The organism is Klebsiella sp. 4_1_44FAA, from assembly GCF_000238715.1.
Taxonomy (GTDB): Bacteria; Pseudomonadota; Gammaproteobacteria; order Enterobacterales; family Enterobacteriaceae; genus Klebsiella; species Klebsiella pneumoniae.
The window spans coordinates 179528-205641 of the sequence record NZ_JH414801.1 but is presented as its reverse complement, the minus strand read 5'-3'; the positions used below and the strand labels follow the sequence as shown (position 1 = coordinate 205641).

The window sequence follows — 26114 nt, the reverse complement described above, 5'->3', positions numbered from 1 at the left end:
ATGATGAAAGTACTTTGTGGCGCGGTGCTCTCGGCGCTGCTGCTGGCGGCGGGCCAGGTGGGCGCCGCCTGCCAGTGGCCCGCCTGGGAGCAGTTTAAACAAGCGTACGTCAGCCCCGAGGGACGGGTGATTGACCCCAGCGATGCGCGCAAAATCTCCACCTCGGAAGGACAGAGCTATGGCCTGTTTTTCGCCCTGGCGGCCAACGATCGCGCAGGGTTCGACAAACTGCTGACCTGGACGCAGAACAACCTGGCGGAAGGCGATCTGAAACAACATTTGCCGGGCTGGCTGTGGGGCAAAAAGGACGATGAGCAGTGGACCCTGCTGGACAGCAACTCGGCGTCCGACTCGGATCTGTGGATAGCCTGGGCGCTGCTGGAGGCGGGCCGCCTGTGGCAACAGCCGCAGTACACCGAGACCGGAAAAGCCCTGCTGGCGCGGATTGTCGCTGAAGAGACGGTGGCGGTGCCGGGCCTCGGCACGATGCTGCTGCCGGGAAAAGTCGGTTTTGCCGATGACAGCGGCTGGCGGTTTAACCCCAGCTATCTTCCGCCGCAGCTGGCCACCTACTTTGTGCGTTTTGGCGCGCCGTGGCCCGCGCTGCGCGACAGTAACCTGCGCCTGCTGCTGGAGACCGCGCCGAAAGGCTTTACCCCGGACTGGGTGCGCTATGAGAAAGGGAAAGGCTGGCAGCTGAAAACCGAAAAGCCGCCGATCGGCAGCTATGACGCGATTCGCGTCTACCTGTGGGTGGGCATGCTCCATGATGGCGATAAGCAGAAAGCGCGTCTGCTGCAACGCTTCGCGCCGATGGCGGCGCAGACCACGGAGCAGGGGGGGCCGCCGGAGAAAGTGAATATCGCCACCGGCAAAACCAGCGGCCAGGGGCCAGTGGGCTTCTCCGCGGCAATGCTGCCGTTTTTACAGGACGACGAGGCCCGGTCGGTGCAACGCCAGCGCGTCGCCGATAACTATCCCGGCGCGGATGCCTACTACAGCGCAGTTCTGACGCTGTTCGGCCAGGGTTGGGATCAACACCGTTTTCGTTTCACGGCGAGTGGTGAATTACAACCTGACTGGAACCAGGAATGCGCAAGCTCACACTAAGTTTACTCACGCTGTCCCTCGGCGTTGCGCTGCTGCCGTTAGCGCAGGCGGCGACGACGCCTGCCCAGGAGCATCTGCTGGAGCAGGTCCGCCTCGGCGAGGCCAGCAATCGTGAAGACCTGGTGCGCCAGTCGCTGTACCGTCTGGAGCTGATTGATCCCAACAACCCGGAGCTGATTGCCGCGCGGATGCGCTATCTGCTGCGTCAGGGGGATGCCGCCGGGGCGCAAAAAGAGCTGGAACGACTGACGAAGCTGGCGCCGGACTCCCCGGAGCTGAAGGCGTCGCGCAATGAGATGAAAAGCAACACCGGCGAGGGCCGCCAGGCGCTGCAGCAGGCGCGACTGCTGGGCGTGGCCGGGAAGGTCGATGAAGCCATCGCCGCCTATGAAAAACTGTACGGCGGGGTGCCGGATGACGTTGACGTCGCCATTGAATACTGGACGCTGGTGGCGCGCCTGCCGGCCCGCCATAGCGAAGGCGTCAGCCAGTTGAAAAACTGAACGCCAGCGCGCCGGGCAACGTCAGCCTGCTGACTTCGCTGGCGAAGCAGATGTTCTCCGATAACAAACCGCAGGAGGGGTTCGCCTATCTGGCGGAGATGGCCCGATCGGCCTCGGGACGCGGTATCGCCGCCGATATGTGGTTCAGTGAGGTGAAAAGCATGCCGGTGAGTAAGGCCAGCGTGCAGGCGTTGCAGCAATTTCTTCTGCAGTTTCCCACCGGCTCGGTGGCGGCGAACGCCCGCGTTCTGCTCGACCAACAGCAGGCGCAGCTGCAGGATCCGACTTTCCGCGCCCGCTCGGAAGGGCTGGCGGCGGTCAAGTCCGGGAATACCACGCAGGCGGTCGCGGATCTGCAGAAAGCCGTTCAGGCCGACAGCCGCGACAGCGACGCGGTGGGCGCTCTCGGCCAGGCCTATTCCCAGCGCGGCGACCGCGCGCGGGCAGTGGCGCAGCTCAGTAAAGCGATTGCCATGGACCCTGACAGCCCGAACCGCGGCAAGTGGGACAGCCTGCTGCAAACTAACCGCTACTGGCTGCTGATAAAGCAGGGGGATAACGCCCTGAAAGCCGGCCAGCTTTCGCAGGCGCAGAGCTATTATGCCCAGGCGCAGCGGGTCGATCGCACCGACAGCTATGCCGTGCTGGGGCTGGGGGACGTCGCGGCGGCGCGCAAAGAGGCGGCGGCGGCGGAGCGCTATTACCAGCAGGCGTTGCGCCTGGATCGCGGCAATAACCTGGCGGTGCGCGGCCTGGCCAACCTCTATCGCGCCGAATCGCCGGAGAAAGCCAGCGCCTGGATCGCCGGCCTCCCTCCCGCTCAGCGGCGCAGTATCGATGATATTGAGCGCAGCCTGACTAACGGCCGGCTGGAGAAACAGGCGCAGACTCTGGAGAGCCAGGGCAACTGGGCGCAGGCGGCGGAAGTGCAGCGTCGGCGCCTGGCGCTGGATCCGGACAGCGTCTGGATAACCTACCGTCTGGCGCGGGATCTGGTCAGCGCCGGCGAACGCCAGGAGGCCGACGCGCTGATGCGGACGATGGTCAACCGCCAGCCGCAGGACGCCGAACGGGTCTACGCCTCGGGACTCTACCTGTCGGGGAACGACCAGGACGATCTGGCTCTGGCGCAAATCGCCGCTCTGCCGCGCAGCGCGTGGACGGATAACATTCGTGAACTCGAAGCGCGCCTGCAAAGCGACCGGGTGCTGCGCCAGGCCAACCAGCTGCGCGACAGCGGCGACGAAGCGCAGGCGATCGCCCTCATCAAACGGCAGCCCGCCTCGGTGCGCTATGATCTGACGCTGGCCGACTGGGCGCAGCAGCGCGGCGACAGCCAGACGGCGATTGCCGACTATCAGCGGGTGCTGCGTCAGGAGGCCGACAACGGCGATGCGCGCCTCGGCCTTGCGGAAGTCTACCTGGCCGAGGGCGATAAACCGGCCGCCCGGGCGCAGGTCATGCAGCTGAAAGGCGCAGAGACCGAATCCATGAACATGCAGCGGCGGGTGGCGCTGGCGCGAGCTGGCCTTGGCGATACCGCTGACGCGCAACGGATTTTTAATCAGATTGTGCCGCAGGCGAAGGCGCAGCCGCCCTCTATGGAGAGCGCGTTGGTGCTGCGCGATGCCGCGCGCTTTGCCACCCAGAGCGGGGCGCCGCAGCAGGCGCTGACGCACTACCGGGAAGCGATGGTGGCCTCCGGCATTACCCCCGCGCAGCCGCAGGATAACGATACTTTTACGCGGCTGACGCGCAACGACAGCCATGATGACTGGCTGAAGCGCGGGATCCGCAGCGATGCCGCCGACCTTTATCGTCAGCAGGATCTGAACGTCACCCTGGAACACGACTTCTGGGGTTCCAGCGGCACCGGCGGCTATTCCGACCTGAAGGCGCATACCACCATGCTGCAGGTGGATGCTCCGCTGGCGGATGGCCGGATGTTCTTTCGCACCGATCTGGTCAATATGGATGCCGGCAGCTTTTCCACCCACAGCGACGGGAGCTACTCGCCCAGCTGGGGCACCTGCGGGGAGATCGCCTGTACCAGCGGCAGTAAAAATCAGACCGACAGCGGGGCCAGCGTAGCGGTCGGCTGGAAGAATGACACCTGGAGCGGGGATATCGGCACCACGCCGATGGGCTTCAATGTCGTCGATGTGGTGGGGGGGCTGAGCTACAGCAGCGACGTCGGGCCGGTGGGGTACACGGTCAACGTCCACCGGCGGCCTATCTCCAGCTCGCTGCTCTCCTTTGGCGGGCAGAAGGACAGCAGCAGCCATACCGGCGCCACCTGGGGCGGCGTCCGCGCCGACGGCGGCGGCCTGAGCCTGAGCTACGATCGCGGGGAGGCTCACGGCATCTGGTCCTCGCTGGGCGCCGACTCGCTGACCGGTAAAAACGTGGCGGATAACTGGCGCGTGCGCTGGATGACCGGGTACTACTACAAGGTCATCAACGAGAATAATCGTCGCGTCACCGTCGGCCTCAACAATATGATCTGGCACTACGACAAAGATCTCAGCGGCTACACCCTCGGCCAGGGCGGCTATTACAGCCCACAGGAGTATCTCTCGTTCGCCGTGCCGGTGACCTGGCGTCAGCGCACCGAGAACTGGTCCTGGGAGCTCGGCGGGTCGGTGTCATGGTCCCATTCGCGCACCCAGACGCAAGCCCGCTATCCGCTGCTGAACCTGATCCCGTCCGACTACCGGCAGCGCGCCAGCGAGCTGACGGAGGAGGGGAGCAGCAGCCATGGATTCGGTTACACCGCCAGAGCGCTGGTGGAGCGGCGGGTGACCAGCAACTGGTTCGTCGGCGCCGCGGTCGATATTCAGCAGGCGAAGGATTACACCCCGAGCCATGCGCTGCTTTACGTCCGCTACTCGGCGGCCGGCTGGCAGGGGGATCTGGATATGCCGCCCCAGCCGCTGGTGCCCTACGCCGACTGGTAGCAGAATAGGCTGAATTACGTTACAGAGCGCCACTCCGCGACGCGCTTCGCGTATACTCGTGAGGCGTTGCCCACCGTTGGCCGTCGGGGATGTATCCCGGCGTCCGCGCCACCGCGCGGAAATATCCCGTCACTTCATCCCTCGCGGGCGTGGGCGAAGGATTTAAGTATATAATCAGCCTGAAACGACCGGGATTGAAGGATTGATACCGGGTATGTATTCAGTATCAGTGGAGAACACCGTTGCGCGTCAGCCGTTCACTTACAATCAAACAGATGGCGATGGTCGCGAGCGTGTCCATGGCCTTTGTATTGGTTTTTTGTACTATTTTGCTGTTTCACTTTGTGCAACAGAGTCGCTTTACCACGGCCACGCAGTTAGAAAGTATCGCGCGATCCGTTCGCGAACCGCTGTCTGCGGCTATTCTGAAAGCCGATATTCCGGAAGCGGAAGCCATTTTAAGCCGTATCCAGCCTGCTGGCATCGTCAGCCGGGCGGATGTGGTATTGCCGAACCAGTTCCAGGCGCTGCGGATGCGATTTATCCCCGAGCGGTCGGTGCCGGTAACCGTCACCCGGCTGTTTGAGCTGCCGGTGCAGATTTCGCTGCCCATTTATTCGCTGGAGCGGCCGGCCAACCCGCAGCCGCTGGCCTATCTGGTGCTGCAGGCCGACTCCTATCGCATGTATAAATTCGTCATGAGCGCCCTTGCCACGTTAGTGACTGCTTACTTACTTCTGGTGCTGATGCTGACGGTGGCGCTCACCTGGTGCATCAACCGGCTGATGGTTCGCCCTCTGCGGCGTATCGCCCGCGAGCTGAACGATCTCTCCCAGCAGGAGCGTCTTGGCCATCAGCTGACCCTCCCGCGCCTGCACCATGACGACGAGATCGGTATGCTGGTGCGCAGCTATAACCGCAACCAGCAGAGCCTGGTCCGCCAGCATGATGAGCTGTCCATCCAGTCGACCCGCTTCCCGGTCTCCGAGCTGCCGAATAAAGCCTTTTTGCTGGCGATGCTGGAGCAGACGGTGGCCCGCCCGCAGAGCGCCGCGCTGATCGTCGTCGCCTGTGAAACCCTGCAGGACGCCGCCGGGGTCCTCAAGGAGAGTCAGCGCGAAATGCTGCTCCTGACGCTGGTGGAGAAGCTGCGGGCCGCGATCCCGCCGCAGATGGTGCTGGCTCAGGTGAGCGGGTATGACTTCGCGATTCTCGCCGATGGCCTCGCCGAACCGTGGCAGGCGGTAACGTTAAGTAAGCAAGTGCTCACTATTATTAATGAGCGTTTACCGCTGCATGGGCTGCAGCTGCGCCCCTACGCCAGCGTCGGGATCGCCATGTTCCATGCCGGGCTCAGCGCCGAGCAGTTTTACCGGCGCGCGGTGTCGGCCGCCGTCACTGCACGACGTAAAGGCAAAAACCAGATCGAGTTCTTCGATCCCGAGCAGATGGAAAAGGCTCAGCGCCGCCTGATGGAAGAGCACGACATTATGACCGCGCTCGATAACCAGCAGTTCGCGATCTGGCTGCAGCCGCAGGTGGCCTGCGCCAGCGGCGAGATCTGCGGCGCCGAGGTACTGCTGCGTCAGCGGCAGGCGGATGGCAGCTGGTCGCTACCGCCGTCGCTGATTGAGCGCATTGAGTCCTGCGGGCTGATTATCCCGGTCGGCTACTGGGTGATGGAAGAGGCCTGCCGCCAGCTGGCGGCCTGGCAAAGCCAGGGGATTATGCTGCCGCTGTCGGTCAATGTTTCCCTGCTCCAGCTGCTGGAACACGACCGCGGCGAGGAGATGCTAAAGCTGATCGCCCGCTACCGCATCGCCCCGGGCACCCTCATCCTCGAGGTGACGGAGAGCTGCCGGATGGACGATCCGCAGGATGTGATGGCGCGGTTGCGACCGCTGCGCGAGGCCGGGGTACAGATTGCGCTGGATGATTTTGGCATGGGTTATGCCGGGTTGCACCAGCTGCAGCAGATGAAAGCTCTGCCGGTGGATATTCTGAAAATCGATAAAGTATTCATCGATATGCTGCCGGAGGATGTCAGCATGGTGCCGGCGATGATCCAGCTCGCGCGCGGCCTGTCGCTGCGTATCGTGGCGGAAGGGGTGGAGAACGACGCCCAGCGCCGCTGGTTGCAAGCCGCCGGCGTCGAGGTGCTCCAGGGCCATCTGTTCGGTTGCGCTTTGCCGCAGGAGGCATTCAGCGCGCGCTATCTCTCCCCGGTTCGGGAGGATGAAAATTTGTAAATGTTTTGTTGACTTGTGCGAGTCAGCTCAAAGATTTTAACAATTGCGTTGCACTTTCGGCGTTAGTTATTTCTGAAATGTTTCCAGGGTGTTATTTTTAAGCCACAGACGTCAAATATCCCTTCTTGCTCTGTGGTTATTCCCAAAGGACACCCTATGAAAACCTCTATCTTTAAAAGCCTCTATGTCCAGGTTCTGACGGCCATAGCGATCGGTATTCTGCTGGGCCATTTTTACCCGGAACTGGGCGCGCAAATGAAACCCTTCGGCGACGCCTTCGTTAAGCTGATTAAAATGGTGATTGCTCCGGTGATCTTCTGTACCGTCGTGACGGGGATCGCCGGGATGGAAAGCATGAAAGCCGTTGGCCGTACCGGGGCGGTGGCGTTGCTCTATTTCGAAGTGGTCAGCACCATCGCGCTGATTATCGGTCTGATTATCGTCAACGTGGTGCAGCCGGGCGCCGGGATGAACGTCGACCCGTCGACGCTCGATGCGAAAGCGGTGGCGGTGTACGCTGAGCAGGCTAAAGATCAAGGGGTAGTGGCCTTTTTACTGGATGTGATCCCGGGCAGCGTCATTGGCGCCTTCGCCAGCGGCAACATTCTGCAGGTTCTGCTGTTCGCCGTCCTGTTTGGTTTTGCCCTGCACCGTCTGGGCAGCAAGGGCCAGCTGATTTTCAACGTCATTGAAAGCTTCTCCCAGGTTATCTTCGGCATTATCAATATGATCATGCGCCTGGCGCCGATCGGCGCCTTCGGAGCCATGGCCTTTACCATCGGTAAATATGGCGTCGGCACCCTGGTGCAGCTGGGGCAGCTGATCATCTGCTTCTATATCACTTGTATCCTGTTCGTGGTGGTGGTGCTGGGGAGCATCGCCCGGGCCACCGGCTTCAGCATCTTCAAATTTATCCGCTATATCCGGGAAGAGCTGCTGATTGTGCTGGGGACCTCCTCATCAGAATCGGCGCTGCCGAGAATGCTCGACAAGATGGAGAAGCTGGGCTGCCGTAAATCGGTGGTAGGCCTGGTGATCCCGACCGGCTATTCGTTCAACCTCGATGGCACCTCTATCTATCTGACGATGGCCGCAGTCTTTATCGCCCAGGCGACCAACAGCCATATGGATATTTTCCATCAGATCACCCTGCTGGTGGTGCTGTTGCTCTCCTCGAAAGGGGCGGCAGGGGTGACCGGCAGCGGCTTCATCGTGCTGGCGGCGACCATCTCGGCCGTCGGTCATTTACCGGTGGCTGGTCTGGCGCTGATCCTCGGTATCGACCGCTTTATGTCCGAAGCCCGCGCGCTGACTAACCTGGTGGGTAACGGCGTTGCCACGGTGGTGGTGGCGAAATGGGTGAAAGAACTGGATGCCAAACAGATGGATGACGTTCTGAATAACCGTGTTCCGGCGAACAAAACGCACGAATTATCCTCTTAAATCCTCCTCTTAGGCCCGTACTCCCTTGCTGGAGTACGGCCTCCTGCGCATAATTAGAGGTCATTCCCGCCCGGCGGGAATGACACGAAATGATTATTTTACGTTGTCATGCGACATTTTCGTCTCCGTGTGGTCTAACCGACGTATTTCACTCTCACTTTTTTCGGCAGCCCGTCAGTGGGGTGCTGTTGTAACCAGGAATGTTCATCAGGGGTTCACATGCAGGGCACAACAATTAAACTCTTAACGGGCGGTTTGCTGATGGTAGCGGCGGCCGGTTATGTGCAGGCAGAAGCGCTCCAGCCTGATCCGGCCTGGCAACAAGGGACCTTAGCGAATGGTTTGTCGTGGCAGGTATTGGCCACGCCGCAACGTCCCAGCGACCGTATCGAAGTCCGTTTGTCCGTCAATATTGGCTCGCTGAGCGAAAGCACTCAGCAGAGCGGTTTCAGCCGCTTTATTCCCCGCCTGGCGTTGACGCAAAGCGGCAGCCTGCCGACGATGCAGGCGCGCTCTTTATGGCAGCAGAGTATTGACCCGAAGCGTCCTCTGCCGCCGGCCATCGTCTCCTACGATTACACGATGTTTAATCTCAGCCTGCCCAATAACCGCAACGATCTATTGAAAGAGGCGCTGAGCTGGCTGGCGGACGCCAGCGGTAAACTGGCCATTACGCCTGAATCGATCAATCATGCGCTGCAGGGCAGCGACATGGTGGCGACCTGGCCACTGGATACCAAAGAGGGTTGGTGGCGCTATCGCCTGAAAGGGTCCACCATGCTGGGCCATGACCCCGCCGCGCCGCTGAAGCAGCCGATCGACGTGGCTCAGCTGAAAGACTTTTATCAAAAATGGTACACCCCCGACGCCATGACGCTGATCGTGGTGGGGAATGTCGACAGCCGCAGCGTTGCCGAGCAAATCAATAAGACCTTTGGCGATCTGAAGGGCAAGCGGGAAACCCCCGCAGCGGTGCCGACCTTATCGCCGCTGCCTACCGTGCCGGTCAGCATCATGACCAACGCGGTGCGTCAGGACAAACTGTCCATCATGTGGGATGCGCCATGGCAGCCGATCCGCGACTCCGCGGCGCTGCAGCGCTACTGGCGTGACGATCTCGCCCGTGAAGCGCTGTTCTGGCACGTGCAGCAGAGCCTGAGCAAAAATAACGTGAAGGATATTGGCCTTGGCTTTGACTGCCGGGTGCTATATCAGCGCGCGCAGTGCGCCATCAACATCGATTCACCGGGCGAGCGCCTGAACAACAACCTGAGCGTGGTTTCGCGCGAGCTGGCGAAAGTGCGGGACAACGGCCTGCCGCAGGAGGAGTTTGACGCGCTTATCGCTCAGAAAAGCCTCGAGCTGCAGAAGCTGTTTGCCACCTATGCGCGCACTGACACCGACATTCTGATGAGCCAGCGCATGCGCTCCCTGCAGAATCAGGTGGTGGACATCGCGCCGGAGCAGTACCAGAAGCTGCGTCAGGAGTTCCTCAACTCCCTGACGGTGGACATGCTGAACCAGTATCTGCGCCAGCAGCTCTCGCAGGACATGGCGCTGGTGCTGCAACAGCCGAAGGGCGAACCGGAATACAATATGAAGGAACTGCAGGCCACCTGGGAAAAACTGATGGCGCCGAATCCGGCGGCCACGGCGACTAGCGGCAGCGCCGATACGGTTGACGCCCACAGCGAGGCCAGCGACATCCCGCCGGGGCAGTAACCTAACGCCTCTCCGACGCGCCAGCGGCGGCCGGAGAGCGCTTTGTGCGGAGAATTACTGCGGCATCGCTTCCCGCGGGATGATCGCCCCGCGATACTGGATCACCGTGCTGGCGGTCAGGTGTCCGCGTCTGGCGGCGGATTCGGCATCGCCGCCGGTCAGGCGAACGGCCAGGTAGCCGGCGCTGAAGGAGTCTCCGGCGGCGGTGGTATCCACCACCTTCTCTTTGGCCAGCCTGACGGCCGGCACTTCCCGCAGCGGTTGCCCGCTAACCGAGACCAGGCAGGCATCCGCGCCGCGCTTCACCACCACCTCTTCCACGCCGGCGGCGTGGGTGCGGGCGATCACCTCAGCAACCGGTTTTTCTCCCCACAGCGCGTCTTCATCATCGAGGGTCAGAAACGCGATATCGGTGCAGGCGAGCATCTCCTGATAGACCTGCTGCGTTTCCGCCTGGCTGGCCCACAGGCGCGGACGATAGTTGTTGTCGAAGATCACCTTGCCGCCGTTGGCGCGGCACTCACGCAGCAGCGTGAACAGCTTGTCGCGGCTGGCCGGGCTGAGAATGGCGAGACTGATGCCGCTCAGATAGAGATAGTCGAAAGTGGCCAGCTCTTCGCAAATCGCCGCCGCGCGATCGCTCTCCAGCCAGAACTTTGCCGCCGCCTCGTTGCGCCAGTAGTAGAAGGTGCGCTCGCCGGTGTCATCGGTTTCAATGTAATACAGCCCCGGCAGGCGGTCGGCCATCCGCTGGATAAGATCGGTGTTGACGTTTTCCTGTTGCCAGCTGTCGAGCATCTGCTGGCTGAACGCATCGGTTCCCAGGGCGGTGACGTAGTGGACGCTCAATGCGCTGGCATCCGTCTGCCGCGCGATATAGACCGAGGTGTTTAAGGTATCGCCGCCAAAGCCGCGGTTAACGGCCCCGTTTTTCTCTGACAGCTCAATCATGCATTCGCCAATAACGGCAATTTTTTTAGACATAGCCAGAACCTGCAATGGAATCGATATAAGCGCTAGTGTGCGCTGCGCTGTTTTGCTGGTCAATCATATTAAAACATCGTTCCATTATTTTTTTGACCTGACGCGCGTAATGTGACGAAAAGCGCATTTCCAGGATAAACGCCGCTTTTTGACTATATTCAGGACTGACGTGATGCAAAAGGAGCGGAGTAGGGATGAGCAGAACCCGTAAAACGTTGGTTATCATCACAGGAACGATACTATTGCTGATCGTTCTTTTCTTTATCGTGCTGGCCACCTTTGACTGGAACCGGCTGAAGCCGACGATCAATCAGAAAGTGTCCGCCGAACTTAACCGCCCGTTCGCCATCCGCGGCGATCTCGGCGTGGTCTGGGAGCGGCAGCCGGACGAGCGCGGCTGGCGCAGCTGGATCCCGTGGCCCCACGTACACGCGGAGGATATCGTGCTGGGCAACCCGCCGGCCATTCCCCAGGTGACCATGATCCATCTGCCGCGGGTGGAGGCGACCCTTGCCCCGCTGGCGCTGCTGAGCAAAACGGTGTACCTGCCGTGGATCAAGCTGGAGCAGCCCGACGTACGGTTGATCCGCCTGGCGGAAGACAACAATAACTGGACCTTTCAGCTGGCGGGCGATAAGCGTACTCCGGGCGACAGCGCGCCCTCCAGCTGGTCCTTTCGCCTCGATAATATTCTCTTTGATCGCGGGACTATCGCCATTGACGACAAGATCACCCGCAGCGATATCACCATCCTCGTCGATCCCCTCGGCAAACCGCTGCCGTTCAGCGAAGTGACCGGCACAAAAGATAGCCATAGCGCGGCGAAACCAGGCGACTATGTCTTTGGTCTGTCGCTGAAGGGCCGCTACAAGGGCCAGCCGGTCACCGGCAACGGGAAAATCGGCGGCATGCTGGCCCTGCGCAGCGCAAGCGCCCCCTTCCCATTACAGGGCGACTTCCACTCCGGTAACACCCGGGTAGCGTTCAGCGGCACGGTCAGCGACCCGCTCAACGTCGGCGGCATTGACCTGCGGCTAAAATTCGCCGGCGACTCGCTGCGCGATCTCTACGACCTGACCGGCGTGCTGCTGCCGGAGACGCCGTCATTCTCCACCGACGGCCGCCTGCGCGCCGACTTTACGCAAAAAAACCGCATGCGCTTTAACTATCAGAATTTTAACGGCCGAATCGGCGATAGCGACATTCATGGCTCCCTGACCTACACCACCGGCAAGCCGCGGCCGAAACTCAGCGGCGATATGGAGTCGAAGCAGCTGCGTCTGGCGGACCTCGGGCCATTAATCGGCGTCGATTCCGGCAAAGGGACGAAGAAAAGCGCTTCGCGCCAGGCGGATGACCGGCCGCAGCCGGCGGGTAAAGTGCTGCCGGCGGACCGCTTTGAAACCGACAAGTGGCAGGTGATGGATGCCGATGTGCGCTTTAAGGGCCGGAGAATTGAGCACGGCGGCACCCTGCCGATCAGCGATCTGTCGACCCATGTGATTCTGGAGGATGGTGACCTGCGCCTGCAGCCGGTGCGCTTTGGCCTGGCCAACGGGTCGATTGCCGGCAGCGTACACCTGCAGGGCGATAAAAAGCCGCTGCAGGGTGAGGCCAATCTGCAGGCGCGACGCCTGAAGCTGAAGGCGCTGATGCCAAACATCGAGATGATGCAGAAAACCCTCGGCGAGATGAATGGCGACGTCCAGCTGCGCGGCAGCGGCAACTCGGTGGCGGCCCTGCTCGGCAACAGCAACGGTAACCTGAAGCTGCTGATGAACGACGGGCTGATCAGTCGCAACCTGATGGAAATCCTCGGTCTTAACGTCGGTAACTACCTGATCGGCCAGATTTTTGGCGATGAGGAGGTTCGGGTGAACTGCGCCGCGGCCAATATCGACGTAACCAACGGCGTCGCCCGGCCGCAGATTTTTGCCTTCGATACAGAAAACGCGCTGATCAATGTGACCGGGACCGCCAGCTTCGCCTCCGAGCAGCTGGACCTGACCATCGATCCGGAAAGCAAAGGCTTTCGGGTGATCACCCTGCGTTCCCCGCTGTATGTCCGGGGCACCTTTAAATCGCCGCAGGCGGGGGTGAAGGCCGGGCCGCTGATTGTCCGCGGCGCGGTAGCGGCGGCGCTGGCAACCCTGGTGACGCCGGCCGCCGCGCTGCTGGCGCTGATCTCCCCGGCGGAGGGCGATAGCAACCAGTGTCGGACCATTTTGTCGCAGATGAAAAAGTGAGGAGAGCCCTGACGCCGGGGGCGTCAGGGCGAAGGATCACAACGACTGGTGGCGGGTCTCGTGGGTCAGCAGCAGGGCGATCAGCGTCAGCGCCGCCATCGCCGCCAGATAGGTGCCGACCGCCGCGAGACCGTAGTTACCCTGCAGCCAGGCGGCAATGTACGGCGCGACCGAAGCGCCGAGGATCGACGACACGTTATAGGAGAACGACGCGCCGGTGTAGCGCACTTCCGTCGGGAACAGCTCCGGGAGCAGCGCGCCCATCGGGCCAAAGGTCAGTCCCATCAGGCTTAAGCCCAGCAGCAGGAAGGCGAAGACCAGCAGCGGATTGCCGGAGCCCAGCAGCGGTTTAAAGGCGAACAGGGCGAACAAAATAATCATCGTGGTGATGATAATCATGCTCTTGCGACGACCAAAGGCGTCCGCCAGCAGGCCGGCGACAGGCACCATTACGCCAAAGCCAATCACCGCCATCATCAGCATCCACAGCACTTCGTTACGCGGCAGACCCAGGCCATTCGGCGCCGCGCCGGTGCTGAAGGTCATCGAGTAGACGGTCATGATGTAGAACAGGGTATAGGTGGCCAGCATGATGAAGGTGCCCAGCACCGTCACCCGGACGTGTTTGGTCAACAGGGTACCCAGCGGGATTTTGACCTGTTTTTTCGCCGCCGCCACTTTGGCGAAGACCGGGGTCTCATGCAGCGAGACGCGAACATACAGACCGATGATCACCAGCACCGCGGAGAAGATAAACGGCACGCGCCAGCCCCACTCCATAAACTGCTGGTCGGTCAGCAGCCAGGAGAGCAGCAGGAAGGTGCCGTTGGCGAAGAAGAAGCCGATCGGCGCGCCCAGCTGCGGGAAGGAGCCGTACAGGGCGCGCTTGCGCGCCGGGGCGTTTTCCGTAGCCAGCAGCGCTGCGCCGCCCCATTCCCCGCCGAGGCCAAGGCCCTGACCGAAACGCGCCAGCGCCAGCAGCATCGGCGCGACAATGCCAATGCTTTCATAGCCGGGCAGCAGGCCGATCACCACGGTGGAGATCCCCATGGTTAACAGCGAGGCCACGAGGGTGACCTTCCGGCCGACGCGATCGCCGAAGTGGCCAAACAGCGCGGAGCCGATCGGCCGGGCGACGAAGGCGATGGCGAAGGTGGCCAGCGACTGCAGGGTGGCCGCAGCGGCATCGCCCTGCGGGAAAAAGATATGCGGGAAGACGATGACCGCGGCGGTGGCATAGATGTAGAAGTCGAAAAACTCAATGGCGGTGCCAATGAGCGAGGCGACAACAACCTTGTTGCGTGAGTTGACCGGGGCGGTTTCCTGCGTGTTTTCGAGAGTGGTGGCTGTGGCTTGCATAGATCTTTCTTATTTTTGCGCGAACGAAAAGCCATATAGCCACAGCCACAGGGACATTTCAATCTGTAACAAACGCGGAAAATGGGCAAAAAAGAGGCAAAAAGCGGATAATTTTTACACCAGTAAAAATAGTTCTATGAAATGCTTCACGCAGTTAAAAAGATAGAGAATAAAACCAGTTTTGAGTTAAATAAAAGTTACATGCTGGATTTATCTGCTGAAATCAAGCGCGAGGATGAATTTTGCCTCTTTTATTCATCCTCGCAATACCTCAGCGGTGGGTTTTGCCCGGCATCCGCCGGTCGTCTTTATACTCCGCGGTGGCGATCCATGCGGCGCAGAATAGCGTCAGGCGGGCGAAGAAATAGAAAAAGGCCATCAGCCCCAGCACCGATCCGAACGCCGCCCCGGAGGGGGATTTCACCAGCGCCGGCAGCGTCCAGGTCATGACGATTTTTATGATTTCAAAGCCAATCGCCGCGATAAGCGTGCCGCGAAACAGGGCCTTGCGCCGCGGACGATGGCGCGGCAGGCGCCAGAAAATCCAGAAAAAGAGCAGATAGTTGGCAAAAATCGAGATGGCGAGGCCGATTAGCCGCCAGGCGGGTTTCAGCCATTCAATGTTGTCGAGATACAGCGCGGAGATAATCATCTGCTGGGCGGAGCCGGCGACGGAGGTGATGGACAGCGTAATAATCAGCGCCACCAGCAGACCGATCAGCGAGATAAGATCGCGGAAGTACTTTACCCAGATTTTCTCCTCGTCCTGCGGCCGGCGCTCCCAGACGTCGCGCGATTGAGCGCGGATCGCTTCGCGCAGGTTGCCCATCCAGTTAATACCGGAATAGAGGGCGACCAGCAGGCCGACCAGACCGACGGCGGTGCGCTGTTGCACCGCGGTGTTGATGGTGTTTTTCAACGTTGCCGCCAGCGTTGGGTCGCTGACGTTTTGCAGAATTTTGTCGAAAATGTCCTGCAGCAGGGTTGGGTGCCAGGCCAGCACGAAGCCGGCGGCGGCAAAGGAGACCATCAGGATCGGGATCATCGACAGGAACGAGAAATAGGTGATAGCCGCCCCAAACTGATTGCCGAGCCGGTCATTGAAGCGCTCTGCGGCGCGCAACAGATGGGCGATCACCGGGTTGCGCTGCACTTTGGCCGCCGTTCCGGTGACGGTCTTCAGCGCCTGGCTGGCTTTTTGCCCGACGGCGGTGTCATTAAGGGCCTCGAGCGTGCTTTTGCTTTTCTCCGGCTGCGTATCCGGTTCCTGTGGCGGGCGTCGATCGTCGTTTTCCGGCGTCATACGTAATTTCTTCCTTTTTTACAGCGAGATTCAGCAAAAAGTATACCTTAAATGCCGTATCCTGCAGGAATGCCTCTCCCCGCCGCCCGTTTTCCAGCCGCGCCGCTCAATCGACATACGCTTTCATCAGTCCGCCCAGCCACTCCATAAACAGATTTACCCGGCGGGAGAGATTGCGCCGGTGCGGGTAGATCAGCGAGACCGGCAGCGGCTCGGCGCGGTACTGGGGCAGGATCTCAATCAGGTCGCCGGCGCGTAACGCCTCGCGCACGCCGGTGCGTGGCACCTGAATAATTCCCAGCCCGGCGATACAGGCTGCCTGATAGGTTTCCGTACTGTTGACCGTCAATATGCCGCCGGTTTTTACCCAGCGCACCGCGCCGTCGATCATTACCTCAAAGCCGGGGGGACGGACCCCGAGGGTGCTGGCGTAGTGGATCAGGGCATGATCCGCCAGATCCTCCAGGGATTGCGGATAGCCAAAACGCGCCAGATAGTCCGGGCTGGCGCAGTTAATTTGCGTCAGCTTGCCCAGCGGCCGGGCAATCAGCCCTGAGTCTTTGAGCGCGCCGACGCGCACCACGCAGTCAAACCCCTCGCGGATCACGTCCACCAGCCGATCGCTGCTGCTCAGCTCCAGTTCGATGCCCGGATACTGCTGTAAAAAAGTCGGCAGATGCGGGATCACCATTTTTTTAGCAAAACCGACCGGCATATCCACCCGCAGCCGGCCGCTGATGCTCGCCGGATCGTGCTGGAACATGCCGTCCAGTTCGTCGAGGTTGCTCAGCAGATCTTTCGCCCGCTCGTAGTAGACCATCCCATCCTGGGTGAGCTGGACCCGGCGGGTGGTGCGGTGCAGGAGCCGCACGCCAAGATGGCTTTCCAGGGCCTGAATCTGTCGCGAGACGCTACCCTTAGGTAGCGCCAGGGTCTCGGCGGCGCGGGAGAAGCTCTCCAGATCCGCTACGCGAATGAATAACTGCATTGCATGAATTTTATCCATGCCGATCGCCTATTGTTGTTGTTAATGAAACAGTAAAACGCAATGTAGCGTATTTATTGTTGCATGAGCAGTTAATAAGCTACAACACAATCACAACGCAACCTGAAAGGGGTCTTCTGATGACACAACGTATCGCTTTAGTGACCGGCGGCAGCCGCGGTCTGGGTAAAAACGCCGCGTTGAAGCTGGCGGCAAAGGGAACCGATATTCTTTTGACCTATCACAGCAACCGCCAGGCGGCCCTCGACGTGGTGGCGGAAATAGAGCAAAAAGGGGTCAAAGCGGCAGCATTAGCGCTGAACGTCGGCGATTCCACAACATTTGACGCATTCGCCAGCGAGGTGGCGCAGGTGCTGGCGCAGAAGTGGGGACGCACAACCTTTGATTATTTACTGAACAATGCCGGGATCGGACTCAACGCGCCCTTCGCCGAGACCAGCGAAGCGCAGTTTGACGAGCTGATGAATATCCAGTTCAAAGGGCCGTTTTTCCTGACCCAGCGTCTACTGCCTCTCCTGCAGGATGGGGGGCGTATCCTCAATGTCTCCAGCGGCCTGGCGCGCTTTGCCCTGCCGGGCTATGCGGCCTACGCCGCGATGAAGGGGGCGATGGAGGTTCTGACCCGCTATCAGGCGAAAGAGCTGGGCGGACGGGGGATATCGGTGAACATCATCGCGCCGGGGGCCATTGAGACCGACTTTGGCGGCGGGGAGGTGCGCGATAACGCCGAGGTGAATCGGCATATCGCCGCCCAGACTGCGCTGGGGCGCGTTGGGCTGCCGGATGATATCGGCGACGCCATCGCCGCCCTGCTCAGCGATGAGCTGGCGTGGATGAACGCGCAGCGTGTGGAAGTCTCGGGCGGGATGTTCCTCTGATCCTGACTACCCCCAGCCTGTGACCGGCGGTGCGCTACGGCGCATCGCCCTCCCCACGCAGCCGACCGAACAGCCAGTCGTTGTGCCAGCGTCCGTTGAGCCAGTAGTTTTCCCGCAGCTCTCCCTCCAGCCGGAAGCCGGCTTTGAGCAGTAACTGCTTAGACGCCTCGTTGCCGGCGGTGACGCTGGCGGTCAGGCGGCGGACGCCGCCGGTGGTAAAGGCGTAGTCGCACAGCGCGCGCAGCGATTCGTAGCCGTAGCCCCGACCCTGCGCCGCCGGGGCGAAGAGAAAGCCAACCTCGGCAATGTCGCGCTGATGATGCTGGTAGCCGGTCAGGCCGAGCGGGGTATGGGTCAGCCTGTCGCGCACCACCAGGCACAGCCAGTGTTCATCCCCGGGCGTCCACGGCGGCAGCCGCGAATCGAACGCCTCGCGGATGGCCGCCTGCGGTCGGGGATCGGCGACGTAGAGCATGACCTGCGGATCCTGCTGCAGGGAAAGAAAAAACGACCAGTCGTCCAGCTGCAGCGGTGAGCAGCGCAGGCGCGACGTCAGAAGTTCAGGCATAAGCGTCGTTCCGGGCAGGGCGAATCCTCTGAACATAGCAGGGAAAGCCACCGGGAACAGCCCGACTAGGTTGGCTCACCGTACAGGCCAATCAGTCGGCGCACCACGCCGTTGGTCCAGCCAAAGCCATCCTGCAGGGGATACTCCCCGCCGCCGCCCTCATGGGGGACGCCGGTGGCAATATGGTATTTTTCAATCAGCTTGTGATGCTGCTTGTAAAAGTGGTTGACCGTCTGCAGCCAGCTCCAGGCAATCTCATCTCCCAGCGGATCCTGGCCGTAACGTTTAAATCCCTGGATCGCCATCCACTGCAGCGGTGCCCAGCCGTTGGGTTTATCCCACTGCTCACCGCTTTCGTATTCGGTGGCCATGATCCCCCCGGGGGTGAGCAGGCGGGCCCGCACCGCATCGGCAAGGCGTTCTGCCTGTTCGTGGGTCGCCAGGCCGACGTAAAGGGTGACGATACTGGCTGCGGAAAACAGCGCCAGCTGTTCACGGCGCCAGTCATAATCGCGGAAACAGCCGTTCTCATCATCCCACAGATAGCGGTTGACCGCCGCCCGCCGATCCTGGGCCTTCTGGCGGAAGGCCGCCTCCGTCTCGCGATCGCCCTTCAGGCCGGAGAGGTTGGCAATGGTCGTCTCCAGCTTGAACAGGAAGGCGTTCAGGTCGATGGGGATAAACTGCGTCGTGCGGATGCTGGCCAGCCGCGTGATATCCCGCAGCCAGCGGCTGGAGTAGTCCCAGCCGGACGCGGCGCCCGCCCGCAGGTCGCGGTACACTTCATTGGCGGGCCGCCCGGAGTGTCGGGCGGTCTCCACGTCTTCGCGCCACGACTCATCCCGCGGCGTGTCACGGTCGTCCCAGTAGCGATTGAGCAGGGAGCCATCCGGCATACGCACCACGTGGCGATACGCCTGGTGCGGGATCAACGACTCGGCGCCGTCCATCCAGAAGGCGTGCTCCATCTTCAGATGGTCCAGATAGCGCTTCGCGCCGCGCACGCCATCCTCTTCAAAGAGTTCGACCATCAGGGCGAACACCGGCGGCTGCGAGCGGCTGAGGTAGTAGGTGCGGTTGCCGTTCGGAATGTGGCCGTAGGTTTCAATCAGCCAGGCAAAGTTATCGGCCATGCATTTCAGCAAATCTTCCCGGCCGCTCTCCGCCAGCCCCAGCATGGTGAAATAAGAGTCCCAGTAATAGGTTTCGCTAAAGCGACCGCCGGGCACGATGTAGGCCTGCGGCAGCGCCAGTAGCGATGACCACGGGATATGATCCTGAGGCTCGCGGGTCAGCACCGGCCACAGCTTGTCGATGTGTTCTTTCAGGGTCAGGCTGGGGTCGGAGATATAGATGTCGCTCTGGCTCTCCGGCAGCCAGAAGTTGTCCTCAACGAACTGCCGCAGATCGAAGTCGGGCTGGCGTTTGACCTTGCGGTAGTTCCGCAGGATGTCCAGCGGATCGTGTTTCGGCGCGCAGTCGGGGAAGGTTTTGCTGTCCGCGAAAATGCGTGATTTCTGCACGTTGGTAAACAGCTCAAGATAGCGATCCGCCGGGGTGAGGGCATCGGACGCCGGAAGCCCCTCGATCACCTCAGGCTCCGGTTCAGCGTCTATCATCTCATCCAGCTTTAATTCGTACGGATCGGCTTCGTAGCAGGGATCGATGTCGATCCTTAACTCGTCGTCTTCAACGTGGCGTAATTTCTGGCTGAACATAGCGATACGGACCTCCGGATAGCGTGAGTTCGGGGCCGGGCATACCCGGCCTTGTCTATTAAGCGTAGACAGTCGCTTCGGTGAGTGTGAAGCAAACTGTGCGTGAGATCACGCTTTTCCGCCGAGAAGAAAAGCTGCCATTTCAAAGTACGCTGTTGATAAGTAATTAAAAATTGTACATCCTGGCGCAGATGAAATTCGGAGCATTCATTATGCAACAAAATTTTATCCCGGGGCGCTCACTCCCACGCCGCCTCCAGCATCTCCAGCAGCTGTTCGCCGCTCAGGCTGACCGGGTTGGCCTTCATCGATGAGGAGGTGCTGGCGGCCAGCGCCGCCGGTTCCAGCGCATCGCGCGCTACGCCGAGGTCGCGCAGGGTGCCAAGGCCAGCGCGATGGCTCCATTCCCGCAGACTGTCCCAGACCTGATCCACAGGGACGTCCAGCCCGTCGGCCAGCCAGCGGCGGACATCGTTAACGCGCTGGCGCAGGCCAGGGTCGTTGATCTGCGACTCATTGAGCGCCAGGCCAAACGGCAACAAACTGCCGCATAGGGCGCCGTGCGAGGCGCGGCTCAGGCCGCCCAGCGGGCCGGCGAGGCCGTGGATCACCCCCAGCCCGGCGTTCGCCAGCGCCAGTCCGCCGCACAGGCTGACCCAGGCCATCTCGTCGCGGCTGGCCGGACACTCTTGTTCCATCAGGATTTTTAGCGCGCGAATTCCCCGCGGGATCGCCTGCTGGCAGAGAGCATCGGTGAAGGGAGTGGCCCGGCTGCAGAGCCAGGGCTCGATCACCTGGGTCAGGGCGTCGAGGCCGGAGCTCAGGGTGATGCTCCGCGGCGCGTTGTCGGTTAGCGCCGGGTCGACAATCGCCAGGTCAGGCAGCATTCGGTCGTCGCGCAGGCTCACTTTCCGCTGCTGTTCCGGAACGTTGATCACCGCATTTTTGGTGACCTCCGCGCCCGTGCCAGCGGTGGTGGGGATCGCCACGAACGGCAGGGGACTGGCTTCCAGCTGACGGCCCGTTCCCACCACCTCCAGATAGTCGATCACCGGGCCAACGGCGGGGACCAGCGCCGCAATCGCCTTACCGGCGTCAATCACCGCGCCGCCGCCGAGGCTGACCACCGCTCTGATCCCTTTCTCGCGCGCCAGCTGGACGCCCTGCTCGATATCGCTAAGCCAGGGTTCGCGACTTATCGCCAGCGTCGTGACCGCAAGCTGCAGCGCCTCCAGCTGCTGGCGGAGAAACGCCGCCCGCTGCGGGCTGGCGCCATGCACCAGCAGGATTGGGCCGCCCTGTTGTGCCAGCCAGGGGGCGGCGCTCTCGGCCTGACCACGGCCAAAACGAATATTTGCAGGCATCAAAACGGTAAAAGGGGTCAACATGTCGGGTTCCTTTTCGGCAAACAGGCTGGAATCAACTATACACATTATCCAGCGCTCTGCCTTGTTGCTGGCTGGCAATAGAGTAGAGTGAATGAACTGTCTTTTATGGCTGAGGAATCGCTGACGATGCTAACAATTCTGGGTAAACGCTCTTCAATTAATGTACGGAAAGTGCTGTGGACCTGCGAGGAAGCCGGGCTGGCGTACCAGCAGGAAGATTACGGCAGCGGATTTAAGCCCCTGGATACGCCTGAGTTTCAGCGTCTGAATCCTAACAGCCTGGTGCCGGTGCTACTGGACGATGACTTCGTGCTCTGGGAGTCGAACAGTATCTGCCGCTATCTGGCGCGCAAAGCGGAGCGCTGGGATCTGCTGCCCGCCGAGCCGCAGCCCGCCGCCGAGGTGGAGCACTGGATGGACTGGCAGGCGACCGAGTTCAATACTGCCTGGCGCCATGCTTTTATGGGGCTGGTGCGTAAAGATCCGCGCTTTCAGGATCCGGTGGCGATTAAAGAGAGTATTGCCGCCTGGACCCACTGCGTGCGCATTGTTGAAGCGCAGCTGCAGCGTACCGGGGCGTGGATAGCCGGCGAGCGCTTCACCCTGGCCGATATCGTGCTGGGGCTGTCGGTGCATCGCTGGAAAATGACCCCTTTCGCCCATCCGGAGATGCCAGCCGTGGAGCGCTGGTATATGGCGCTCAATCAGCGCCCGGCGTTTATGCGCCATGGCAATAACGGCGTGGCCTGAGCATAAAAAAAGAAGCCCCCGGGGCTTCTTTTTATCATCCGGCGATCGCGTCTTAGCGCATGGTGACGAACTCTTCTGCCGCCGTCGGGTGAATGGCGACGGTGTTGTCGAAGTCTTTTTTGGTGGCGCCCATCTTCAGGGCCACCGCAAAGCCCTGCAGCATCTCATCCATCCCGAAGCCGATGCCGTGGATGCCGACAATCTTCTCTTCCGGGCCGACGCACACCAGCTTCATGCGGCACGGCTGACGGTGAGAGGTCACGGCGGTATACATCGCGGTGAAGGAAGATTTGTAGACCTTCACGGCGTCGTCGCCGTACTGCTCGCGCGCCTGCGGCTCGGTTAAGCCGACGGTGCCGATTGGCGGATGGCTGAAGACCACGGTCGGGATGTTGCTGTAGTCCAGATGCTCTTCCGGTTTGTTGTTAAACAGGCGTTCGGAGAGACGACGGCCTGCGGCCACGGCGACCGGCGTCAGCTCAACGGCGCCGGTATTATCGCCCACCGCGTAGATGCCCGGCACGTTGGTGTTCTGGAATTTATCAACGATGATGTACCCTTTATCGTTGGTTTTAACGCCCGTTGCCGCCAGATTGAAGTTGTCGGTCGCCGGTTCGCGGCCAATCGCCCAGATCAGGCAGTCAACGGTCTGGCTGCGGCCATCTTCCAGCTCCAGCGTCAGGCTGCCGTCGGCATTCTTCACCACCGCTTTCGGGATCGCATTGGTATGCAGCTGCGGGCCTTCGGCGTTCATCACTTCCACCAGGGTCTCAACGATCAGCGGATCGAAACTGCGCAGCGGCGCGTGTTTGCGCACGAACAGGTGGGTTTCGGCGCCGAGGCCGTTAATCACCCCCGCCAGCTCAACGGCGATATAGCCTGCGCCGACCACCGCCACGCGCTTCGGCAGCGCCGGCAGTTCGAAGAAACCGTCGGAATCAATACCGTATTCGACGCCCGGAATATCCGGGTGGCTCGGCCGGCCGCCGGTGGCGATCAGGATATGGTCAGCGGTGATGATCTCGCCGTTGACTTCCACGGTGTGGGCATCGACAAAGCGCGCGAAGCCTTTGATCACGTCGACTTTATTCTTACCCAGTACGTTGTCGTAAGAGGTATGAATACGGTCGATATAGGCGCTACGGCTGGCGACCAGCTTCTCCCAGTCAAAATGGTTGATGGTGGTATCGAAACCGTAGTCCGGGCCGTAAAGATGAATCGCTTCGCGGATCTGCGCCGCATGCCACATCACCTTTTTCGGCACGCAGCCGACGTTGACGCAGGTGCCGCCCAGCTCTTTGGCTTCAATCAGCGCGCACTTCTGGCCGTACATGGCCGCGCGGTTAATTGAGGCGATACCGCCGCTACCGCCGCCGATGGCGAGGTAATCATAATGTTTGCTCATGCCCATATGTCCTTAATCGTTGATTGCCGCGATTGTAGCGCGAGGCTTAAAAGGTTCCACCGATGGTTGCGATTACTCCGGTACGATCCAGCTGACGGTGGCGTGGCCGGTGCCGGTCGGAACCAGTTTGCTGTGCAGCCACGGCAGCACGTTATTCATCTGCTGCTCCAGCTTCCACGGCGGGTTGATGACGATCATCCCGGAGGCGGTCATGCCGCGCTGGTCGCTGTCCGGACGCACCGCCAGCTCAATCTGCAGGATTTTGCGGATGCCGGTGGCTTCTAACTCTTTGATCATGCGTTTGATTTGCGCGCGCAGCACCACTGGGTACCACAGGGCGTAGGTGCCGGTGGCGAAGCGTTTGTAGCCTTCGTTAATCCCGGTGACCACCGCCTGATAGTCGGTTTTAATTTCGTACGGCGGGTCGATCAGAATCAAACCGCGGCGCGATACCGGCGGCAGCTTGGCTTTCAGCTGCTGGTAGCCATCGGCTTTATCGACGCGCGCGCGGCTGTCTTTCTGGAATTCAGCGCGCAGCAGCGGGAAGTCGCTCGGGTGCAGCTCGGTCATCTGCAGGCTGTCCTGCTCGCGCAGCAGCTGGCGGGCAATCAGCGGCGAGCCCGGGTAGTAGCGCAGCTGGCCGTTACGGTTGAAGTGTTCGACTACCGAAATATACGGCTCCAGCTCCGCCGGCAGGTCGTCCTGCTGCCAGATGCGGGCGATGCCTTCAAGATACTCGCCGGTACGTTCGGCGTGCTCGCCGCTCAGCTGATAGCGGCCCGCGCCGGCGTGAGTGTCCAGGTAGAGAAACGGTTTTTCTTTCTCTTTCAGTGATTCAATGATCAGGCTCTGAACGGTGTGTTTGAGGACGTCGGCGTGGTTGCCTGCGTGAAAGCTGTGGCGATAACTGAGCATGGATGCAGAGATTCCGGGAAGTAAACAAGTTAACCGATAGTTTACCGCAGATCGGCCGAGATTACCGCTGCGCCGCCGCGCTGTTTCATTTCTGCCAAAAGCGTTGCAAAACATAACGCTGTCATAAAAACGTCAAACGGCCGCGCTAGCGTCGGATACAGGCAAGGTAATCATTTGAATAAAAGGAAAAATAATGAAAAGGCAACTCTCGCTGCTGGCCGTCGCGCTGCTGCTGGCGCAACCGGTTCTGGCTAAAGACACCCCGCTGAACAGGGCGGCGGCCCTCGCCAATAGCGTGACGCCGGCTGCCTCCAGCCAGGCGTATGACGATCTTGAGCAACAGGCGCTGGCGCAGCTACGCCACGCTCTGCAGGGGGATGCCGCCACGCTGACCCGCGATCGGCTGGCGCACACCAAACAAAACCAAACTCAGGCCGATACCGCCTGGCTGAAGGCCAGCGGCTATGACTTCCAGACCCGGGCCAACCAGCAGGCGGGCATTGCGCTGCTGTCGGCGTTCAGCACCCTGCCGGAGACCGTCGTGAAGCAGAATCTGGCGACAGTGACCGCCATCAATCGCGACGCCGTGCAGACCACGCGCCGTCAGGCGCTGGCCGATGCGGAAGGCATTAGCTACCTCTACTTCCTCAGCGACGCGCTGGGGCCACGCCTTGGCAAAGCGTTTCTGACCGCCTATGACCAGGGCGCGCTGGGGAAAGCGGCAGCGTTGATCAAAGCCTCGGAGGTCAGCACCGGCGAGGCGAAAAAGCACTTCAACAATCCGCGGCCGTTTCTGGTGCAGGGCAACACCATTCACCTGGTGCCTGACGATGTGGTGGTGAAAGATAACCAGCCCTACACCGCCGACGGCGGCTCGTTCCCCAGCGGCCACACCAACACCGGCTATACCGATGCGTTGCTGCTGGCGGCGATGATCCCGGAGCGCTACGACGCGCTGGTGGCGCGCGGCGCCCGCTATGGCTACTCGCGCATCGTGCTGGGCGTCCACTACCCGCTGGACGTGATCGGCTCGCGAATGGTGGCCGAGCGCAACGTGGCCCACTATCTTAACGATCCGCACTACCGGGTATTATTTAACGAAGCCCGCGATCAGCTGCGCGCCGCGCTGGCGAAGGCCTGCGGCACATCGCTTGCCGAGTGCGCGAAGAGCAGCGTGAAAGACGATCCCTGGCGCGATCCGGAGATGCGTGATTTCTCTCGCTTCACCATGACCTACGATCTGCCGCAGCAGAAGGGTCCGCAGCCGCGTTTACAGGTGCCGGAGGGGGCGGAAGTGCTGCTGGAAGATGCCCTGCCGCATCTGTCAGCGGCTCAGCGTCGGGCGCTGATGGTCAACACCGCGCTGCCGGCGGGTTACCCGCTATCCGGCACCACCCCCGAACAGCAATTCTGGCAGCGGTTGAATCTGTCGGCGGCCTGGGAGATGGCGCAAAAAAGGCAGTAATGTGGTTTCCGGCACGCTGCACTGCGTGTCGCGCTTTTCCGGCAACGGGCGGACTTATCGCAGCAATACCCAGGCTGACGCACCGCCCGTCATTGAAATTCCCCTAACTATCCCCCATTCTAGATCTCATGCATAAGCGCCGGAC

Annotated in this window: 17 protein-coding genes and 1 pseudogene; 9 read left to right on the top strand and 9 right to left on the bottom strand. The window is 61.1% G+C overall.

Going from position 1 to position 26114, the window contains the following annotated elements:
* The 5 genes and pseudogenes from bcsZ (at position 1) to HMPREF1024_RS11780 (ending at position 9984) form a co-directional block, all read left to right on the top strand.
* Complete coding sequence (bcsZ, locus tag HMPREF1024_RS11760; RefSeq protein ID WP_009308758.1) at positions 1–1110, top strand: cellulose synthase complex periplasmic endoglucanase BcsZ; 1110 nt, start codon at positions 1–3, stop codon at positions 1108–1110.
* Positions 1092–4570 (top strand): annotated as a pseudogene (gene bcsC, locus HMPREF1024_RS11765) (cellulose synthase complex outer membrane protein BcsC). The gene bcsZ and the pseudogene bcsC overlap by 19 nt, the downstream one beginning before the upstream one ends.
* 242 nt (positions 4571–4812) lie before the next feature.
* Positions 4813–6819 (top strand): biofilm formation regulator HmsP, encoded by a 2007-nt coding sequence (gene hmsP, locus HMPREF1024_RS11770; protein WP_009308755.1) that lies wholly within the window; start codon positions 4813–4815, stop codon positions 6817–6819.
* A gap of 156 nt (positions 6820–6975) precedes the next feature.
* A complete protein-coding gene (locus HMPREF1024_RS11775; RefSeq protein ID WP_002921438.1) occupies positions 6976–8262 on the top strand; it encodes a dicarboxylate/amino acid:cation symporter in 1287 nt (428 codons plus the stop codon).
* Positions 8263–8481: 219 nt separating this feature from the next.
* On the top strand, positions 8482–9984 hold the full coding sequence (locus HMPREF1024_RS11780) for a pitrilysin family protein (RefSeq protein WP_004145185.1): 1503 nt from the start codon (positions 8482–8484) through the stop codon (positions 9982–9984).
* A 54-nt stretch (positions 9985–10038) separates the two neighbouring features.
* On the opposite strand, the gene HMPREF1024_RS11785 is transcribed toward HMPREF1024_RS11780, so the two are convergent.
* Positions 10039–10968: a sugar kinase gene (locus HMPREF1024_RS11785; protein WP_002921434.1), complete on the bottom strand. Its 930-nt coding sequence runs from the start codon at positions 10966–10968 to the stop codon at positions 10039–10041.
* A gap of 194 nt (positions 10969–11162) precedes the next feature.
* Between HMPREF1024_RS11785 and HMPREF1024_RS11790 the strand changes: the two genes are divergently transcribed.
* On the top strand, positions 11163–13214 hold the full coding sequence (locus HMPREF1024_RS11790) for an AsmA family protein (protein ID WP_009308754.1): 2052 nt from the start codon (positions 11163–11165) through the stop codon (positions 13212–13214).
* 36 nt (positions 13215–13250) lie between these two features.
* Here HMPREF1024_RS11790 and HMPREF1024_RS11795 read toward each other — a convergent pair whose 3' ends face one another.
* The 3 genes from HMPREF1024_RS11795 to HMPREF1024_RS11805 form a co-directional block, all read right to left on the bottom strand.
* The gene (locus HMPREF1024_RS11795) at positions 13251–14573 is read right to left on the bottom strand and encodes an MFS transporter (protein ID WP_004150118.1); all 1323 of its coding nucleotides are present in this window, start codon (positions 14571–14573) and stop codon (positions 13251–13253) included.
* Between the two features lie 271 nt (positions 14574–14844).
* Complete coding sequence (gene yhjD, locus HMPREF1024_RS11800; protein ID WP_002921337.1) at positions 14845–15876, bottom strand: inner membrane protein YhjD; 1032 nt, start codon at positions 15874–15876, stop codon at positions 14845–14847.
* A 106-nt stretch (positions 15877–15982) separates the two neighbouring features.
* On the bottom strand, positions 15983–16882 hold the full coding sequence (locus tag HMPREF1024_RS11805) for a LysR family transcriptional regulator (RefSeq protein ID WP_004145179.1): 900 nt from the start codon (positions 16880–16882) through the stop codon (positions 15983–15985).
* Between the two features lie 119 nt (positions 16883–17001).
* Here HMPREF1024_RS11805 and HMPREF1024_RS11810 point away from each other — a divergent pair, with 119 nt between their 5' ends.
* On the top strand, positions 17002–17760 hold the full coding sequence (locus HMPREF1024_RS11810) for an SDR family NAD(P)-dependent oxidoreductase (protein WP_002921336.1): 759 nt from the start codon (positions 17002–17004) through the stop codon (positions 17758–17760).
* Between the two features lie 34 nt (positions 17761–17794).
* Here the strand turns inward: HMPREF1024_RS11810 and HMPREF1024_RS11815 are convergent, their stop codons facing one another.
* The 3 genes from HMPREF1024_RS11815 to HMPREF1024_RS11825 form a co-directional block, all read right to left on the bottom strand.
* Positions 17795–18328, bottom strand: a complete 534-nt coding sequence (locus HMPREF1024_RS11815) for a GNAT family N-acetyltransferase (protein WP_009308753.1) — start codon at positions 18326–18328, stop codon at positions 17795–17797.
* Between the two features lie 65 nt (positions 18329–18393).
* Positions 18394–20046 (bottom strand): alpha,alpha-trehalase, encoded by a 1653-nt coding sequence (locus HMPREF1024_RS11820; protein WP_002921331.1) that lies wholly within the window; start codon positions 20044–20046, stop codon positions 18394–18396.
* A gap of 239 nt (positions 20047–20285) precedes the next feature.
* Complete coding sequence (locus tag HMPREF1024_RS11825) at positions 20286–21434, bottom strand: iron-containing alcohol dehydrogenase (protein WP_032415782.1); 1149 nt, start codon at positions 21432–21434, stop codon at positions 20286–20288.
* Positions 21435–21560: 126 nt separating this feature from the next.
* Here HMPREF1024_RS11825 and HMPREF1024_RS11830 point away from each other — a divergent pair, with 126 nt between their 5' ends.
* A complete protein-coding gene (locus HMPREF1024_RS11830; RefSeq protein WP_002921273.1) occupies positions 21561–22184 on the top strand; it encodes a glutathione S-transferase family protein in 624 nt (207 codons plus the stop codon).
* A gap of 52 nt (positions 22185–22236) precedes the next feature.
* Here the strand turns inward: HMPREF1024_RS11830 and gorA are convergent, their stop codons facing one another.
* A complete protein-coding gene (gorA, locus tag HMPREF1024_RS11835; RefSeq protein ID WP_002921271.1) occupies positions 22237–23589 on the bottom strand; it encodes a glutathione-disulfide reductase in 1353 nt (450 codons plus the stop codon).
* A gap of 72 nt (positions 23590–23661) precedes the next feature.
* Positions 23662–24504 carry a 23S rRNA (adenine(2030)-N(6))-methyltransferase RlmJ gene (locus tag HMPREF1024_RS11840; RefSeq protein WP_002921269.1) on the bottom strand — a complete coding sequence of 281 codons (843 nt, stop codon included), beginning with the start codon at positions 24502–24504 and terminating at the stop codon, positions 23662–23664.
* Between the two features lie 193 nt (positions 24505–24697).
* On the opposite strand from HMPREF1024_RS11840, the gene HMPREF1024_RS11845 reads away from it, so the two are divergent.
* Entirely contained in the window at positions 24698–25969 is a 1272-nt protein-coding gene (locus tag HMPREF1024_RS11845; RefSeq protein ID WP_009308751.1) for a phosphatase PAP2 family protein, read from the top strand.
* Positions 25970–26114: the final 145 nt, after the last annotated feature.

Coding starts and splice junctions, on each gene's coding strand:
- bcsZ (WP_009308758.1), top strand. CDS start 1: ATGATGAAAGTACTTTGTGGCGCGGTGCTCTCGGCGCTGCTGCTGGCG.
- HMPREF1024_RS11775 (WP_002921438.1), top strand. CDS start 6,976: ATGAAAACCTCTATCTTTAAAAGCCTCTATGTCCAGGTTCTGACGGCC.
- HMPREF1024_RS11780 (WP_004145185.1), top strand. CDS start 8,482: ATGCAGGGCACAACAATTAAACTCTTAACGGGCGGTTTGCTGATGGTA.
- HMPREF1024_RS11785 (WP_002921434.1), bottom strand. CDS start 10,968: ATGTCTAAAAAAATTGCCGTTATTGGCGAATGCATGATTGAGCTGTCA.
- HMPREF1024_RS11790 (WP_009308754.1), top strand. CDS start 11,163: ATGAGCAGAACCCGTAAAACGTTGGTTATCATCACAGGAACGATACTA.
- HMPREF1024_RS11795 (WP_004150118.1), bottom strand. CDS start 14,573: ATGCAAGCCACAGCCACCACTCTCGAAAACACGCAGGAAACCGCCCCG.
- yhjD (WP_002921337.1), bottom strand. CDS start 15,876: ATGACGCCGGAAAACGACGATCGACGCCCGCCACAGGAACCGGATACG.
- HMPREF1024_RS11805 (WP_004145179.1), bottom strand. CDS start 16,882: ATGGATAAAATTCATGCAATGCAGTTATTCATTCGCGTAGCGGATCTG.
- HMPREF1024_RS11810 (WP_002921336.1), top strand. CDS start 17,002: ATGACACAACGTATCGCTTTAGTGACCGGCGGCAGCCGCGGTCTGGGT.
- HMPREF1024_RS11815 (WP_009308753.1), bottom strand. CDS start 18,328: ATGCCTGAACTTCTGACGTCGCGCCTGCGCTGCTCACCGCTGCAGCTG.
- HMPREF1024_RS11820 (WP_002921331.1), bottom strand. CDS start 20,046: ATGTTCAGCCAGAAATTACGCCACGTTGAAGACGACGAGTTAAGGATC.
- HMPREF1024_RS11825 (WP_032415782.1), bottom strand. CDS start 21,434: ATGTTGACCCCTTTTACCGTTTTGATGCCTGCAAATATTCGTTTTGGC.
- HMPREF1024_RS11830 (WP_002921273.1), top strand. CDS start 21,561: ATGCTAACAATTCTGGGTAAACGCTCTTCAATTAATGTACGGAAAGTG.
- gorA (WP_002921271.1), bottom strand. CDS start 23,589: ATGAGCAAACATTATGATTACCTCGCCATCGGCGGCGGTAGCGGCGGT.
- HMPREF1024_RS11840 (WP_002921269.1), bottom strand. CDS start 24,504: ATGCTCAGTTATCGCCACAGCTTTCACGCAGGCAACCACGCCGACGTC.
- HMPREF1024_RS11845 (WP_009308751.1), top strand. CDS start 24,698: ATGAAAAGGCAACTCTCGCTGCTGGCCGTCGCGCTGCTGCTGGCGCAA.